At 70.6% G+C, this 14,180-nt stretch carries 13 protein-coding genes and 1 pseudogene; 4 read left to right on the top strand and 10 right to left on the bottom strand.

Annotation, left to right across the window (positions count from 1 at the left end):
- Positions 1-20: 20 nt before the first annotated feature.
- Complete coding sequence (locus ACRXBZ_RS40190; protein WP_433883533.1) at positions 21-1,490, top strand: MFS transporter; 1,470 nt, start codon at positions 21-23, stop codon at positions 1,488-1,490.
- A gap of 66 nt (positions 1,491-1,556) precedes the next feature.
- Here the strand turns inward: ACRXBZ_RS40190 and ACRXBZ_RS40185 are convergent, their stop codons facing one another.
- The gene (locus ACRXBZ_RS40185) at positions 1,557-1,808 is read right to left on the bottom strand and encodes a hypothetical protein (RefSeq protein WP_433883532.1); all 252 of its coding nucleotides are present in this window, start codon (positions 1,806-1,808) and stop codon (positions 1,557-1,559) included.
- Positions 1,809-1,874: 66 nt separating this feature from the next.
- On the opposite strand from ACRXBZ_RS40185, the gene ACRXBZ_RS40180 reads away from it, so the two are divergent.
- On the top strand, positions 1,875-2,042 hold the full coding sequence (locus ACRXBZ_RS40180; RefSeq protein WP_168588710.1) for a hypothetical protein: 168 nt from the start codon (positions 1,875-1,877) through the stop codon (positions 2,040-2,042).
- 51 nt (positions 2,043-2,093) lie between these two features.
- Here the strand turns inward: ACRXBZ_RS40180 and ACRXBZ_RS40175 are convergent, their stop codons facing one another.
- The gene (locus tag ACRXBZ_RS40175; protein WP_433883531.1) at positions 2,094-3,254 is read right to left on the bottom strand and encodes an MFS transporter; all 1,161 of its coding nucleotides are present in this window, start codon (positions 3,252-3,254) and stop codon (positions 2,094-2,096) included.
- Between the two features lie 127 nt (positions 3,255-3,381).
- Here ACRXBZ_RS40175 and ACRXBZ_RS40170 point away from each other — a divergent pair, with 127 nt between their 5' ends.
- Positions 3,382-4,011 (top strand): GNAT family N-acetyltransferase, encoded by a 630-nt coding sequence (locus tag ACRXBZ_RS40170; RefSeq protein WP_433883530.1) that lies wholly within the window; start codon positions 3,382-3,384, stop codon positions 4,009-4,011.
- A complete protein-coding gene (locus ACRXBZ_RS40165) occupies positions 3,947-4,828 on the top strand; it encodes an RluA family pseudouridine synthase (RefSeq protein WP_433884114.1) in 882 nt (293 codons plus the stop codon). Before ACRXBZ_RS40170 ends, ACRXBZ_RS40165 begins: the two co-directional genes overlap by 65 nt.
- A gap of 275 nt (positions 4,829-5,103) precedes the next feature.
- Here the strand turns inward: ACRXBZ_RS40165 and ACRXBZ_RS40160 are convergent, their stop codons facing one another.
- From ACRXBZ_RS40160 to ACRXBZ_RS40125, 8 genes and pseudogenes are all read right to left on the bottom strand, one after another.
- Positions 5,104-5,430, bottom strand: a complete 327-nt coding sequence (locus ACRXBZ_RS40160) for a hypothetical protein (RefSeq protein WP_433883529.1) — start codon at positions 5,428-5,430, stop codon at positions 5,104-5,106.
- Positions 5,427-6,347 (bottom strand): AEC family transporter, encoded by a 921-nt coding sequence (locus ACRXBZ_RS40155; protein WP_433883528.1) that lies wholly within the window; start codon positions 6,345-6,347, stop codon positions 5,427-5,429. Before ACRXBZ_RS40155 ends, ACRXBZ_RS40160 begins: the two co-directional genes overlap by 4 nt.
- 120 nt (positions 6,348-6,467) lie before the next feature.
- Entirely contained in the window at positions 6,468-9,644 is a 3,177-nt protein-coding gene (locus ACRXBZ_RS40150; RefSeq protein ID WP_433883527.1) for an arabinosyltransferase domain-containing protein, read from the bottom strand.
- Between the two features lie 116 nt (positions 9,645-9,760).
- Positions 9,761-10,423, bottom strand: a complete 663-nt coding sequence (locus tag ACRXBZ_RS40145; protein ID WP_433883526.1) for an HAD family hydrolase — start codon at positions 10,421-10,423, stop codon at positions 9,761-9,763.
- A pseudogene (locus ACRXBZ_RS40140) lies at positions 10,420-11,679 on the bottom strand (NAD(P)/FAD-dependent oxidoreductase). The gene ACRXBZ_RS40145 and the pseudogene ACRXBZ_RS40140 overlap by 4 nt, the downstream one beginning before the upstream one ends.
- Positions 11,676-12,560: an NAD(P)/FAD-dependent oxidoreductase gene (locus ACRXBZ_RS40135; RefSeq protein WP_433883525.1), complete on the bottom strand. Its 885-nt coding sequence runs from the start codon at positions 12,558-12,560 to the stop codon at positions 11,676-11,678. The pseudogene ACRXBZ_RS40140 and the gene ACRXBZ_RS40135 overlap by 4 nt, the downstream one beginning before the upstream one ends.
- Positions 12,557-13,729: an APC family permease gene (locus tag ACRXBZ_RS40130; RefSeq protein ID WP_433884113.1), complete on the bottom strand. Its 1,173-nt coding sequence runs from the start codon at positions 13,727-13,729 to the stop codon at positions 12,557-12,559. Before ACRXBZ_RS40130 ends, ACRXBZ_RS40135 begins: the two co-directional genes overlap by 4 nt.
- A gap of 29 nt (positions 13,730-13,758) precedes the next feature.
- Positions 13,759-14,145, bottom strand: a complete 387-nt coding sequence (locus ACRXBZ_RS40125) for an amino acid permease (RefSeq protein WP_433883524.1) — start codon at positions 14,143-14,145, stop codon at positions 13,759-13,761.
- Between the last annotated feature and the right edge of the window lie 35 nt (positions 14,146-14,180).

Genomic DNA, 14,180 nt, shown 5'->3' with positions numbered 1-14,180 from the left:
ACGCGCCTTATGGTCGTGCGGTGACCACCGCTGTTGCCCTGCGCTCCCAGCCGGGACGCTGGATCCTCGTCGCCACGATCCTCGGTTCCGGTGTGGCGTTTCTCGACGGTTCGGTCGTCAACGTCGCGTTGCCGGCGATCGGCCGGGACATCGGCGGTGACCTCAGCGTCCTGCAGTGGGTGCTGGACGCCTATCTGCTCACGCTCAGCGCGTTGTTGCTGCTCGGCGGGGCGCTCGGCGACCGCTACGGCCGCCGCCGGGTGTACGTGCTCGGGTTGGTGCTGTTCACCCTGGCGTCGCTGGGCTGCGGCCTGGCACCCGGCGGCACGGCATTGATCGTCGCACGCCTGGTGCAAGGCGTCGGCGGGGCGTTGCTGGTGCCCGGCAGCCTCGCGCTGATCAACTCCGCCATCCGGCACGACGACCGCGGCGAGGCGGTCGGCCGCTGGGCCGGGTTGACCGGCATGTCGTCGGCGATCGGGCCGTTCGCGGGTGGCTGGCTGGTGGACGCGGCGTCCTGGCGGTGGGTGTTCTTCATCAACGTCCCCATCGCGGCAGCGGCGCTGCTCGCGCTGCGGCACGTGCCGGAGAGCCGAAACCCGGCTGCGGCCGGTCGCCTGGACGTCTACGGCGCGATCGCCGTGACCGTCGGCCTGGCCGGCGCCGTGTACGCCCTGATCGAGATCCCGACCAAGGGGCTTGACGCGGTCTCCGCGACAGCGGCCGTGGTGGGCGTGGTCGCACTGGTGGCCTTCCCGCTGATCGAGATGCGCCACCCGGATCCGCTGCTGCCGCTGTCGTTGTTCCGCTCCGCGCAGTTCACCGGAGCGAACCTCACGACCTTCACCGTCTATGCGGCACTGAGCGGTGCGTTGTTCCTGCTGTCCCTGCAGTTGCAGCAGTCGATGGGCTACCCCGCGCTGGCCGCCGGGATCGCGACGTTGCCGATCACGATCATCATGCTGCTGATGTCCGGCCGCGTGGGTGCTCTCGCGCAGCGCACCGGCCCGCGCGTGCCGATGACCATCGGCCCGTTCAGCTGCGCGGTCGGCCTGGCGCTGATGACGTGGGCGGTGCCCGGCAGCACGTACCTGAGCGGCGTGTTGCCGGGCGTCCTGGTCTTCGGCGTCGGCCTGTCCATCACGGTGGCGCCGCTGACCTCGGCGGTACTCGCCTCGGTCAGCCCGGACAACGCCGGTGTCGCCTCGGGCGTGAACAATGCCATATCCCGTCTGGCCGGGTTGCTCGCAATCGCGGTGCTCCCGGTGATCGCCGGGTTGTCGCACACCGGAACGGGTGCCCCGCTCGGCCCCGGTTTCGGCCAGGCCATGCTGATCTCGGCGGCCATGTGCGCCGCAGGCGGTGTGCTTGCGTGGCTGACGATCGACCGCGGGCGGAAGGTCGACACCTATCCGCTGCCGGGTGTCAACCACGCCTGCCAGGACCCCTGCACCTGCCAGCTCGGCAAGAATCGCGGCCAGGCCACCTGACCCGGCAACCGATCTGTCCTCAATGGACTCAGCTGATCCGGACCCCGCGCACCGCCGGAAGTCCTGTCATGCGGCGGAGGTCCCCGCGGTCAGGCGGTGCATCCGCAGCAGCCACAGCTCCAGCTCGGAGAGCTGGCCGTCCAGGCTCTCGCTGCCGTACATGTCCGGGCTCGCGCGCAGAGTCATCAGCTCTTCCCAGCGCTGTTCCATCTGCTCGACCAACTCCCGCACCGTCACCTGGTGCCCCTCTCCCCGACGTGCAACACCGCCGATGACGGTACGGGGCTGCCGGGCACCCGCGGTAAGGCCGAAAGTCACGGTTTCGCCCGATCTTCCGGAACCGATTCGGGTCACCGCGGGCACCGCGTGTGGTGTCATCGGTGCATGAGACGAGGGCGCCGAGGCCACCCCTGCGAACCCGACACCGGCCGGATCGGCTTGTGGCGCTGCGACGAATGCGGGCAGCAGTGGGAGATCCACGGCGTGGCCGACAACCCGCGGATCCGCAAGGTCAGCCGGGTCGGCTGGTTCTTCGCCAAGCTGCTCGGCTGACCGGCGGAGGCCCGCACCGGTCGAGGGCGGGCGGAAGGCTGCCCTGACGGGTCAGCGGGGCAGGCGCGAGGCCAGCAGCACGATCAGCCCGCCTGCGACCGGAACGATCACCAGCCCCACGCGCAGGCTGACCGCATCGGCGAGCAGCCCGACGATGGGCGGCACGGCCAGCACCCCGAGCCGGTAGACCCAGCTGACGACCACGATCCCGGCACCGGAGGACAGGCCGGGGAGTTCGTCCGCGGCGTGGAACCCGGCCGGGATGATCGTGGCGACCCCCCAGCCCGCCACCGCGAATCCGACCAGCGTCATGGGGATGGACGGCCAGACGAGTGCCGTACCGACGCCCACGAGCACCATGAGCCCGCCGATGCGGGCCACCGCCCGGTTGCCAAAGCGGTCCACCAACCGGTCGCCGGAGAGCCTGCCGACCGTCTGCGCGGCCTGCAACGCGACGAACGCCAGCCCCGCCAACACCGGGGCCGCGCCCAGCGAATCGCGCATGTACACCGCGCCCCACGAAACCGCCGTGTCCTCGACCAGCGCCGCCGCAGCGCACAACAGGCCCAGCGCCAGCAGGGCGACCAGCAGTGTGAAGCGCGGCCGGGCTCGCGGTCTCCTTTCCCGTTCGGCGTCGTCATGTCCGGGCAGCAGGAACCGCGTGGAGATGATCGCGACGGCGGACAGCACGACGGCGGCGCCGCCGAGATGCACCGGCAGCGGTAGGGCCGCTCCCGCTGCCAACGAGCCTGCCAGGCCGCCGATGATCGCGCCGACGCTCCACATGCCGTGGAAGGAGTTCACGATCGATCGCCGGTAGCGCCGCTGCACCCGAAGCCCGTGCGCGTTCATCGCCACGTCCACGACCGCGTCCATCGCGCCCGCGAAGAACAGGGCCGCAGCCAGCTGCCACCACTGCGCCGCCAACCCGATCAGCACGAGATCGGCGGCCAGCAGCACCGAACAGCCGACCGCGACGCTCGCCGAGCGCCATCGGGCCAGGATCGGCCCGGCGAGCAGTCCCGCGACCAGCGAACCCAGGGCCAGCGCGGCGATCGCGGTGCCCAGCGCGGCGTTGGACAGCGACAGGGCGTCCTTGAGCTCCGGGTAGCGGGGCACGACGCTGGCGAAGCTCGCGCCGTTGACCAGGAACAGCGTGGCCACCGCCAGCCGCGCCGCCACCGGCCGCCGATCGGTCGCGACTTCGGGCATACCCCTCCCTTCTCCGGAGTCCCCGACGATCATGCCAAAGGCCAGCCGGCTCGCGCTCCGGGTCTTCGTGTTCATGTGCCACGCTAGGGTCGGCAGATCTCGAATTAGAGTCCACAGTGGAGGTTTCGTGAGCGTGCCGGCCGCGCTGTCCACCCGGTCCGGGAAGTACCTGCTGCGCCGTGCGACCGCCGACGACCTCGGGCCGATCGTCGAGCTGCTGGCAGCCGACCAGCTCGGCGCGACCCGGGAATCCGCGGCCGAGCTGGAGCCCTACCGGCGGACGTTCGAGGCGATCGACGCCGATCCCGCGCATCTCCTACTGGTCGCCGCGACGCCGGGCGGCCAGGTCGTGGCGACGATGCAGCTGACGTTCATCCCCGGGCTGGCCCGGCGGGGCGCGTTGCGGGCGCAGATCGAAGCGGTCCGCGTCCACAAGCAGCACCGCAGCCACGGCCTCGGGCGCGAGATTTTCGAGTGGGCCATCGCCGAGTCTCGCGGGCGCGGCTGCACGCTGGTACAGCTGACCACCGACAAGAACGCTCCGCCGCGCACCGCTTCTACGACCGGCTCGGCTTCGAGGCCTCGCACGAGGGCTACAAACTCCGGCTCTGATCACCGGTTACGCTGGCGGGGCGATGCGACGCAAGCTCAAGTCTCCGCTGCCCCAGCGGCACGGCCTGGACCCCGTCCGGTTGCGACTGCCCGCCGACGGCCACTGGGCCACCGTCCGGGACCACCTCGTCGACCGGATACCTAAGCTCGCCCCGGAACGCATCGACGCCATGCTCCGCGAGGGCCGGATCGTCGGCGTCGACGGCCCGCTCGGGCCCGGCGCGCCGTTCACGCCCGGCGGGTTCATCTGGTTCCACCGCGACCTGCCCGACGAGGCACCGGTGCCGTTCGGCCTGGACGTTCTGCACCGCGACGACGACCTGCTGGTCGTGGACAAGCCGCACTTCCTGGCCACCACACCCCGCGGCGGGCATGTCGTGGAGACCGCGCTGGTGCGGCTGCGACGGGACCTCGGCCTGCCGCGGCTCAGCCCGGCGCACCGGTTGGACCGGCTGACCGCCGGGCTGGTCATGTTCGTGCTCAAACCCGAACTGCGCGGTGCGTACCAGACCCTGTTCCACGACCGCTTGGTGCGCAAGGAATACGACGCCGTCGCCCCCTTCGACCCGGGTTTGGCGATGCCGCGCACGGTGCGCAGCCGGATCGTCAAGCATCGCGGCGTGCTGGCCGCTCGAGAGGAACCCGGCGAGCCGAACAGCGAAACGCGCATCGAGCTGATCGAGCACCGCGACGGCCTCGGTCGCTACCGGCTGCTGCCGCGCACCGGCCGGACCCACCAGCTGCGCGTGCACCTCAACAGTCTCGGTATCCCGATCGTCGGCGACGACCTCTACCCCATCGTCCGCGACCGCGCCGCAGACGACTTCACCGCTCCCCTGCAGCTCCTCGCCAAGGCGCTGGAGTTCACCGATCCGATCAGCGGTCGGCGGCGCCGCTTCGAATCCCGCCGGATCCTCGCGAGCTGGTCCGGCGCGGAGGGTCATTCGGCTCCGGCCGGATAGCCCTTGTCCAGTTTACAGAGCTCTTGCTTGTCGCCGCGTGCACGTAGTCGCAGCGCGGGAAGATCAGTCCCAGCGCGGAGCGGTTCGCCCATGCCAGGTCGCGGCGAGCACGATGCAACGACTGGTGAGCAGTTGCGCACGGGAGTTCGGCCCGGCCAGGGCACGGTGCCGAGGGGGCGCGTCAGGACCGGACAAAAGCGCAGGTCATCGGCGAGATGCGATCAAGGATGGACTTTGCCAGACTAGAACCCATGTTCGATTACTTGCGTGCGCAATCAACGCTCCGCGGAGCGCACGCCGGCCACGGGCGGGGATGACTGTCCGTGGTAACGCAAGCACAGCTCCGCCAACGGCGAACCGACCACGACCTCATCGCCCGGGCCGCCGAATCCGTTCGCCGCCGGGCCCGTCGCCAGCAGGCCGAGAGCGCGGTCGGCCGGGCGCCGATCGTGCCCTACGGCCGATATGTGCTGGTCGGTTTCCTCGACGAGCTCGCACTCGCCGCCGGCCGCGGCGAGCTGCCTGCCGGCGTCCGCCGAGTCGGCCTGGAACTGTGCGAAGAACTCCTCGGCGAAACCAGCGGTGACCCGCCTCCACGTCAACCAAGCAGTGCCGTGACGGTGAAAAGCACTGGCACGGACAGGATTGTCGACAGCAAGATCGATTCGCGGGCCAGCCGCACACCTACGTCGTAGCGGGAGGCGTAGACGAAAAGGTTCTGCGCCGCCGGAAGCGCAGAGATCACCACCGCGGCGAACAACGACGCGCCTTCCATCCCGAACAGGCCCGCGCCGATCGCCCAGGCGATCACCGGGTGCACGACCGACTTCAACACGACCGACAGCAGCACCGGCCACCGCTCCGTGCCGCCCGCGGGCAATGCGCTGCCGTGCAACGAGATACCGAACGCGAGCAGCACCGTCGGCACGGACAGGTGCCCGAGCAGGCCGATCGGCTCCAGCACCGGCGCCGGGATCCGCCAGCCGCTCAACGAGATCCCGACGCCGATCAGCGAGCAGATGACGATCGGGTTGCGGAACGGCGCGAGGATCCGCAGCCACGCCGAGGAACGCTCCCCCGCCTGCGAGAAGTCGATCACGGTCAGGCCGATCGGCGTCATCACCAGCAGCTGGAACAGCATCACCGGGGCCACCAGCGTCGCATCGCCGAGCACGTACACGGCGATCGGGATGCCGAGGTTGCCGGCGTTGACGTAGCTGGAGCACAGGGCGCCGATCGTCGTGCGGCGGATGTTCCACCGGCGCAGCACGCCGACCAGCACGAACAGCCCCGCGGCCGCGAACGTGCTCAAGGCGCTGACCAGCAGCGGGGTCGAGAAGATGATCGAGACGTCGGATTCCGACAGCATCTTCAGCAGCAGCGCGGGAGTTCCGACGTAGAACGACAACCGGGTCAGCACTTCGCGCCCGTTCTCGCCGAGTGCCTTGGTGCGGCCGAGCAGGTAGCCGGTCAGCACGATGGCGGCGATGACGCCGAAGCCCTCGATCACGCCACCCACGACGCCTCCGCGCGGCAGAAGTCCCGTCAGGTGCCGGTGCACCAGCACGCCTCAACGGTTAGCGATCCTAAACGATCTAGGTCGCCGCCGACGCTCGGACATGGCGATGCTCACACCGGATCATGCAGCGTCGCCGGCCGGGACCGGGCCCAGCGGGCTGAGATCGGTGCGGCCGCTGGAGCCGGGCGCGCCGCCGGGCAGCTTCACGGCCTTCGTCAGCGGTCCCGGGCTCCAAAGCCCCCAATGCGTTTCGGAGTGGACCGCCATCGCGGCCTCCGCCGGGAGCGCGTCGGACTGGTAGGAGTCCACCAGGTACAGCGAGCCCCAGTCGCGGTGCAGATCGCCTTCGAGATAGGTCGGCATCACGCGGACGCTGGCGGCCACGTTGAGCCAACCGAACGGGCCGCCCGCCCCCGGCGCCGACCAGCCCTGGCCCATGTCGCGCAGTATTCCGCCACCGGCGACCCGGAACCGCGGCATCTCCACGATCCCGTTGTGCAGGCGCGCGAGGTTCAGGCATGGGTGCACCAGTGCGGCGGTCCATTCCACGAAGGCGGGGGCGTCGCCGATCACCTTCGTCATGCTGGTCAACTGCGGGACGCGCGGCGCGCTGACCGCCATCCAGCCACCGCTGTCGATCTTCCGGTCCACGCCCACCACCCGGACCTTCGTCGCACCGTCCACGATGAACCGGCGATCCCACCACATGCCGCTGAGCTGGGCGATGTCGACGTGGCCCATGATCTCGAAGCCCTGCGGGGTGTCCCGGCCCCATTCGACGCCGAGCAAATTCACGCCGGTGGCGTCGCCGCCGAAGGACAGCACGACGGGGGCTTCACCGCTGGTGGCCTGCGGCGGCAGGTCGTACCAGGGGGTGCGCAGCTCACCTGTGACGGGGTTGTCGGCGGAGAACGTGCCCCACACCGGCGCGTCGTCGCCGCCGAACCCGAACGGCGGGGTCCATTGCTTGCCCCCCGGGTAGCCGAAGCGGTGGAAGCCGACCGCGGTGGCAGCGAGGTAGTCGGCGGGCTTCGGCTTGGTGCGCCGGTTCGCCGACTCCGCGCTCTCCGCGGCCGGCTGGAACGGCGACACGGTGAGCACACCTCGCCGGGGATCGGTCTCGACGCCGACGTAGTCGGAGAGCCCGCAGCTGGAACCGGCTAGCTGCTTGATGTTGTCCGCGCCCAGGCTGTAACCGCCGCGCTGCCGCTGCATTCCCGCGGCGAACAGCGCCACCTCACCGAGCAGCAGGATCGCGCAGGTGATCGTCAGCGGAGCGGCGCCGAGGCTGAGCACCCGCCGTCGTGCGGCCGGCGTGATGACCGGGAGCTCGTCGTGCCGCAGGTGCTCGACCATGGCGAGGACACCGGCCACCGCCGCTGCCGCCAGGAAGTACGTGCTCACGCTTCGCCCGTCGAGGCTCGGCGCCCGGTCGAACCACGGCACGCCCCAACCCGAGACGTACCACCACGAGTTCGTGCCGGTGACGGAGAAGGCGCAGATGACCATGAGACCGGCGAAGAAGCCCGCCCGGTTGCGCCGGGATCGCAGCACGGCCGCGCTCGTCGCCAACGCAGTCAGCGCGGCCACCACCGCACCGATCCCGGCGAGGATCCCGAAGTGGTGCGTGTGCTTCGTGGGCGTCATGGCCAGCACCACGAAGCTCAGCGCGGCCACCGCCAGCACGCGGCGGCTCGGGCCCAGCGCGGCGCCGCGAATCTTGTGCCGGCGCAGCAGCACCACTCCGCTCGCCACGAGGCACAGGACCAGCAGCAGCACCGGGAACCGGCGCGTCAACGACCCGTCCGGCCACTGGCCGAACAGCCGGTCGTAGCGGCTGAGCTCCTCGTACCACTGCTCGTTCGGGCCGAACTTGGTCTTCAGCGCCACCGAGTCCAGCACTGACTGCAGGGTCTGGTCGAAGAAGACGCCGACGAGAATCACCAGCCCGGCCGCCGCGACGGGGGCCAGCACCGGCAGCGCGCCGCGTTCCCGCACACGCTGCCATAGCATCCGGAGCAGCGGCTTCGCGGCCACGACGAACGGCAGCACCGCGACCATTCCGTGCGGGTTCGCGCCCAGGCCCAACGCCGCCGCGACGAGCCCGAGAGCGGCCGGAGTCAGCCGCCGGGTGGCGACCGCCCGCTCGACTGCGCAAAGCGCGAGCAGGAAGAACGCCACGACGACCGGTTCCGGCCGGAGACCGTTGTTGTAGGGCAGCCAGAATGCCAGGAACACCGCCGCCGCGGCCCAGCCCGCGGACTTGCTGCGCCCCACCTGCTGCCCGAGCCGCGGCAGCACGCCGCGGCTGACGAGCAGCCAGCTGACGACCCCGAGGAACAGCGCGGGCAACCGCACCCACGGCGTCGCGGGCGAGATCTGCACCCACAGCGCGTAAATCTCGTAGAACCACCCGAAGGGCGATTCCGGGTTGCCGAACCAGCGGAAGTAGTTGGTGACGTACCCGGCGCTGTCGGCCGCGCGCAGCATGGTCAGGATGTAGCCGTCGTCGGCGGTCATCGCGCCGATCAGCCACCACACGCCCAGCGCGCCGAGCACGGCGACGTCGCGGACGTCCGGCCGCCACCACCCCGGCGGGACCAGGCGCGGCGCCCGCCGGATCTCCAGGCGGCGCAACGCGATCATCGAACCAAGAAACGCCAGGACGGCCAGCACCATCACGGCGACCTTCAGCGGAGTCGCCTGGCTCGCGAAGCGGTTGTCCACCCGCGCCTGGAAATCCAGGCCGCGAACGTCGTCGATCGCGGAGTCGAGCTGTGAGTGGATGCCGGTCAGCTGCGGCCGCTGATCGCCGGGCACCGCGGCCAGCGGCAGCCCGCCCACGCCGGCCTGCGTGCCGGCCGCGTCCGAGTGCACGGAGATGAAGCAGTCGCCCTCGGGCAGGGTGGCGGTGCCGGCCTGGTGCCCCTTCGACCAAAGCGTGACCTGCCCGGCGTCGACCTGCAGGGTCATCCCGGTCAGCCCGCCGTACTCCGACGACGGCGCGTTCGTGGCGATCAGCACACCCGGCCCGTCGATGCGCGCATCCAGGCTCCGCGCCGCCGCGCACGGCACCTCCGCCGCGAGCCACAGCGGGGCGTGGCTGGCCAGCGGTGCCGAGACCGGTTTCGTGCCCTGCGCGGTCGGCCACTGCAGCGTCGTGACCTCGTGCTCGACCGGCAGGAACGGCACCGCCAGCGCCAGCAGCGCGGAAAGCAGACCCAGCAACGCCGCGCAGAGACCGGCGGATTTCGACGCCCAACCGCGACGCGTGACCTGCACGGACCGCTGAGTCACGCGACCGCCACCTCTTCTCCCGGAAAAGTTCCCAATCCCGAAGAGCTTAATGAGGCGCAATGCGGGACCGATAACCGGCGCGGCGATGATCGCACTGCGCCATCGGCGCCGCACATTTACCAACGCTTTCCGGTTCCCCACCGTACGACTTCTGGTTCGGCACCCAGCCGCTCCGCGGCTCTGCGGACCAGTGCGCTGCCCGCGTTGACCAGCACCGGCCGCGCGGCGCGCGCCAGCAGCGGCAGGTCCGACAGGGCATCGGTATACGCCAGATCCCAGCTCGTGCAGCCGAGAAGTCCGAGCTGACGCACCTTCTCCGCGCCGTGGTTGTGCACGATGAAGCGACCAGCGGTGGGATCCAGCTGGGATGCGACGAGTTCCACCGCACCAAGTCCGATACCCCGCAGGTACGCGGACGCGAGCTCGTGTTCCGAAGCAGTCGCCACGACGACCCGCCAACCCGCGTTGCAGAATCCGCGCAGGACCGCCACTCCATCCCATGCGACGCGAGACGAATTCGCCATCCGGTTCGCGAGGTCCCGGGCCAACCCGTCGTAGGCGGATCGTTCCATCCCCACCACCGCGCGAGTGGCCAAGCGGCGCAACACGTCTGGCCGCAGGTGCTCGTGGTGCCAGGCCCAGGCGAGGCGCGGGGCGCTCGCGGCGATCGCGAGCGCCCGCTTGGGAGACCGCCGGTAGCGGTGAATCGCCAGTTCCGCGAACGTGTCCGCCGCGTACAACACGCCGTCGAGGTCGACGACGGCGGTTCCGGTGGTCATCGGCGCAGCGAGATGTGCACGTCGCCCTCGCCGGGGCGGGCGGCGTCGAGCAGCTCGCCGGGGATGCGGAAAACGCGCCCCGGCGCGGCGGGCCACGGCAGGCGCTTCTCGGCCACCACCCGGCCGTTCTGGGTCACCACGACCCGCGGGAACCGCACGTACTCGTCAACCCAGGCCAGCAGCCGGTTGCGGGCGGGCCGGCGGTCGCCGACCCGGCGCACCATCGGCGAGATCCACCGCAGCGGCTCGTCGGCGACGATCCGGATGCCCTTCTCCGAGGGGCGTCGGTTGCTGCGGAGGTGGTCCAGCACGCTCGCGGCGACCTGCTTGCCGTCCAGCGCCGCGATATCAGCGGTGTCGACCGGGTGCAGCACGTTCCCGGCGGCGAACACGCCGGGCCGATCGGTGCGCAGCTCGGTGTCCACCACCGGGCCGAGCGTGCCGGGGTCCAGTTCCAGCCCGGCGGCGCGGAAGAGCTCGTTATCCGGGATCCAGTCGCCGGTGAACACCACGGTGTCGCAGGGCACCGTTTCGCGGTGTTCGGTGCCGAGGTCTGCTACTTAGACGGCCCGCACCCGGTGCTTGCCGATGATCCGGGTGACCTTGGTGCGGGTGCGCACCAGAACCCGCAAGCCCAGCTTGCCCGGAACCGAGAACAGCGCGTAGGACTCGATTTTCGGCTGCTCGCTGGTCATCAGCACGGTGTCGCAGCCCGCGTCGCGCAGCGTCAGCACCGCCGACCAGGAGACGAGTTCGCTGCCGACGATCACCGCCTTGCTGCCGACCTCCCGGTGGTGCAGGTGAACCAGGTTCTGCAGCTGACCGGTCGTGTACACCCCGCCGGGGCGGTCGCCGGGCACCATCCGCGCGGTGCGCGGCCGCTCGCGCGCGCCGGTGGCCAGCACGATCGCCTCCGCGTGCACCTCGAACAGGCCCTCCGGGCTCGTCACCTCCAGCCCGCCGTCGGCCGACCAGCCGGTGACCATCGCACCGGTGCGGATCACCGCACCCGCCCGCTCGGCGCTTTCGACCATCCTCCGGGCGTATTCCGGGCCGCTGTAGAACCGGTGCAGGTCGCGGATCCCGAAACCGGGGTGGGCGCAGTGCCGCGGGATTCCCCCGGCCTGCTGCTCCCTGTCCAGCACCAGCACCTCGCCCGGCACTGCCGGCGCCAACTCCTGCGCCGCGCGCAGGGCGGCCGGGCCCGCACCGACGATGGCCACGGTCGGGGTGAGCCGCGTGCGTGCCGTGCTCATCGGCGTGCCTCCGTCTCGGTGTCCTGCAACATCCCGGTCACGTTCGCGCCGCAGTAGAACCCCTGGCAGCGCCCGTTCATGGCCCTCGTCCGCCGGCGCAATCCATCCAGGTCGCACGGCGGGATCGTGCTGTTCAGCGCGTCCCGGACCTCGCCCTCGGTGACCCGCTCGCAGAAGCACACCACCTTGCCGTAGGCCGGGTGCAGGTGGAACCGGTCGTGGCCGAACAGCTCGTCGATCACGTCGCTGCCCAGACCGGCCGCGTTGATCACCCAGCGGGCTCGCAGGTCGCCCCGGTTGGTGTGCAGCACTGTCTCGTCGGCACCGACGGTCACGGACTCGACGCGATGGGAGCGCAGCAGCCGCGTGCCCCGCCGGACCGCGTCCGTGGCCAGGGCGAGGTTCGTGGTCCACGTGCAGATAATCGACTCGCCCGGCACCGTCAAACCGCCCAGCGCTCCCGGGCCCAACGTCGGCACCTGCCGGTACACCTCGTCCGGACCGACGATCTCGGTCCCGGCGTAACCGTTCTGCTCGGCCTTCTCCTGCAACCCCGGCAGTGCCGCCAGCTGCTCGTCGTCCCACGCCACCAGCAACGCCCCGGTCGGCTCGTACGGGATGCCCGTCTCATCGGCGTACGCCTTGAGCAGGTGGTACCCCCTGGCCACCAGCCGTGACTCCAACGTTTCCGGCTTGGCGTCGAAGCCGGTGTGCAGGATCGCCGTGTTGGCCTTGCTCGTGCCGTCGCCGACATCGCAGCGCGACTCGATCAACGCCACGTCGAGCTGGTGCCCCGACAGCAGCCGGGCGATCGCCGAACCGACGACCCCGGCACCGATCACGGCCACATCGACGATCCCCTTGTCGTGCGCCGAAGTCATGACTCCTCCTGAATCTTGCGATCACTGGTGAGCGCGGTGTCGACGGCGGCGCGCCAGCGGGCGCGGAACGCGGCGGCGGTGTCGGCGCCCAGTTGCGGGGCGAAGCTGGTGCTCGGCGTCCAGTCGACGACCGCCTGATCGAGCGGGAGCCCGGGATCGACTGCGGCGCGGGCGAAGCCGGCCGCACCGAGCGCCGTCGCATGCGCCGACGGGTACACATCGACCTGGACCTGCAGCAGGTCGGCGACCGCCTGCATCAGCACCCGGCTGCGGGTGAGCCCGCCGTCGACGCGCAGCCGCGACAGCGGTTCGCCGATGTCCCGCGCGGCGCAGTCGACGAGCTCGGTGACCTGGGCGGCGATGCCGTCGAGCGCCGCCTTGACCAGATGTCCGGCTTCTGTGGACAGCGTCATCCCGCTGAAGCTCGCCCTCGCGCCGTGGCGCACCAGCAGGTAGATCAGGTAGAGCGCGCCGATGGCGAACATGACCAGCACGTAGAGCCAGGGTTCCGCGAACGAGGTCTCCCGGAAGATCAGCAGCTCGTAGGCCAGCGAGACGACCGCCAGCACCAGCACCGGGATCTCCAGGCGGCCGAGCTCGAAGCCCTTCGACGGCGGCAGGCTCCTGCGCTTGGCGACGTAGAGGGCCACGGTAGCCGCGTAGATCAGCGCCGGCAGCAGCGTCGCGGCGGAGAACAGCGAGAACAACGCCTGGGTGGACCGGGCGAAAAGCGCCAGCACGATCTGGCTGACCACGAACATGAACACCGAGGCGTTCATCGGGGTGCCGGTCGAGCCGTTGATCTTGTTCAGCAGCTGCCAGGCGGGGAACCGCTTGTCCCGGGCCATCGCCCACACCAGCCGGGCGCCGCTGAGCGAGATCACCAGGCCGCAGGAGAAGATCGAGACCACGACCAGCACCAGCAGCGCCTTGCCGACGTAGGAGCCGAGCACCCGGGCGATCACGTCCGCGACCGGGGTGTCGGACTGCGCCAGCGCCACCGGGTCACCGGCCAGCGCCGTCACCGCGACCAGGAACAGCATGCCGAGCACGCCGAGCCCGACCACGGCCTGCGCCATCGCCTTGGGCACCACCCGCGCCGGGTTCTTGGTCTCCTCGGCCAGGTTCGCCGCTGATTCGAAGCCGACGATGGTGAACGCGCCGAGCAGGAAACCCAGGGCCCACGGGCCGACCGAAGTCAGGCCGCCGAGCGAGAAGTAGGACTCTCGCGCGGGATGTCGCCGGTGCTGAACAGGGTGCTGAAGTCGAGCTGGCCGGTGACGCCGCCGACGACGAACAGCAGCACGGTCAGCGACACCATCCCGATCAGCTGGATGGTGACCGCCACGTTGTTCACCCGCTGCGTGGCCCGGGTGGACAGCGCCACCAGGATCGCTTGCAGCAGCAGCACGACCGCGGTGATGGCCCAGGCATTCTCGTTGGTGCCCTGGTACTGGAACAGCACGGGCAGGATCGTCGCGGCGATCGTGTAGTCCACGGCGACGACGACCACGCCGAGGAAGGTGAACGACACCCAGCCCATGATCCAGCCCAGGACCGGGTTGGCCAGCCGGGAGATCCACACAGGGCCAGGTCGCCGCGCCGCATCCGGCCGCCGCT

This window comes from Saccharopolyspora hattusasensis (assembly GCF_050972075.1).
Taxonomy (GTDB): domain Bacteria; phylum Actinomycetota; class Actinomycetes; order Mycobacteriales; family Pseudonocardiaceae; genus Saccharopolyspora; species Saccharopolyspora hattusasensis.
Note: the sequence above shows the minus strand (reverse complement) of the source record. Positions and strands in the feature narration are given on the sequence as shown.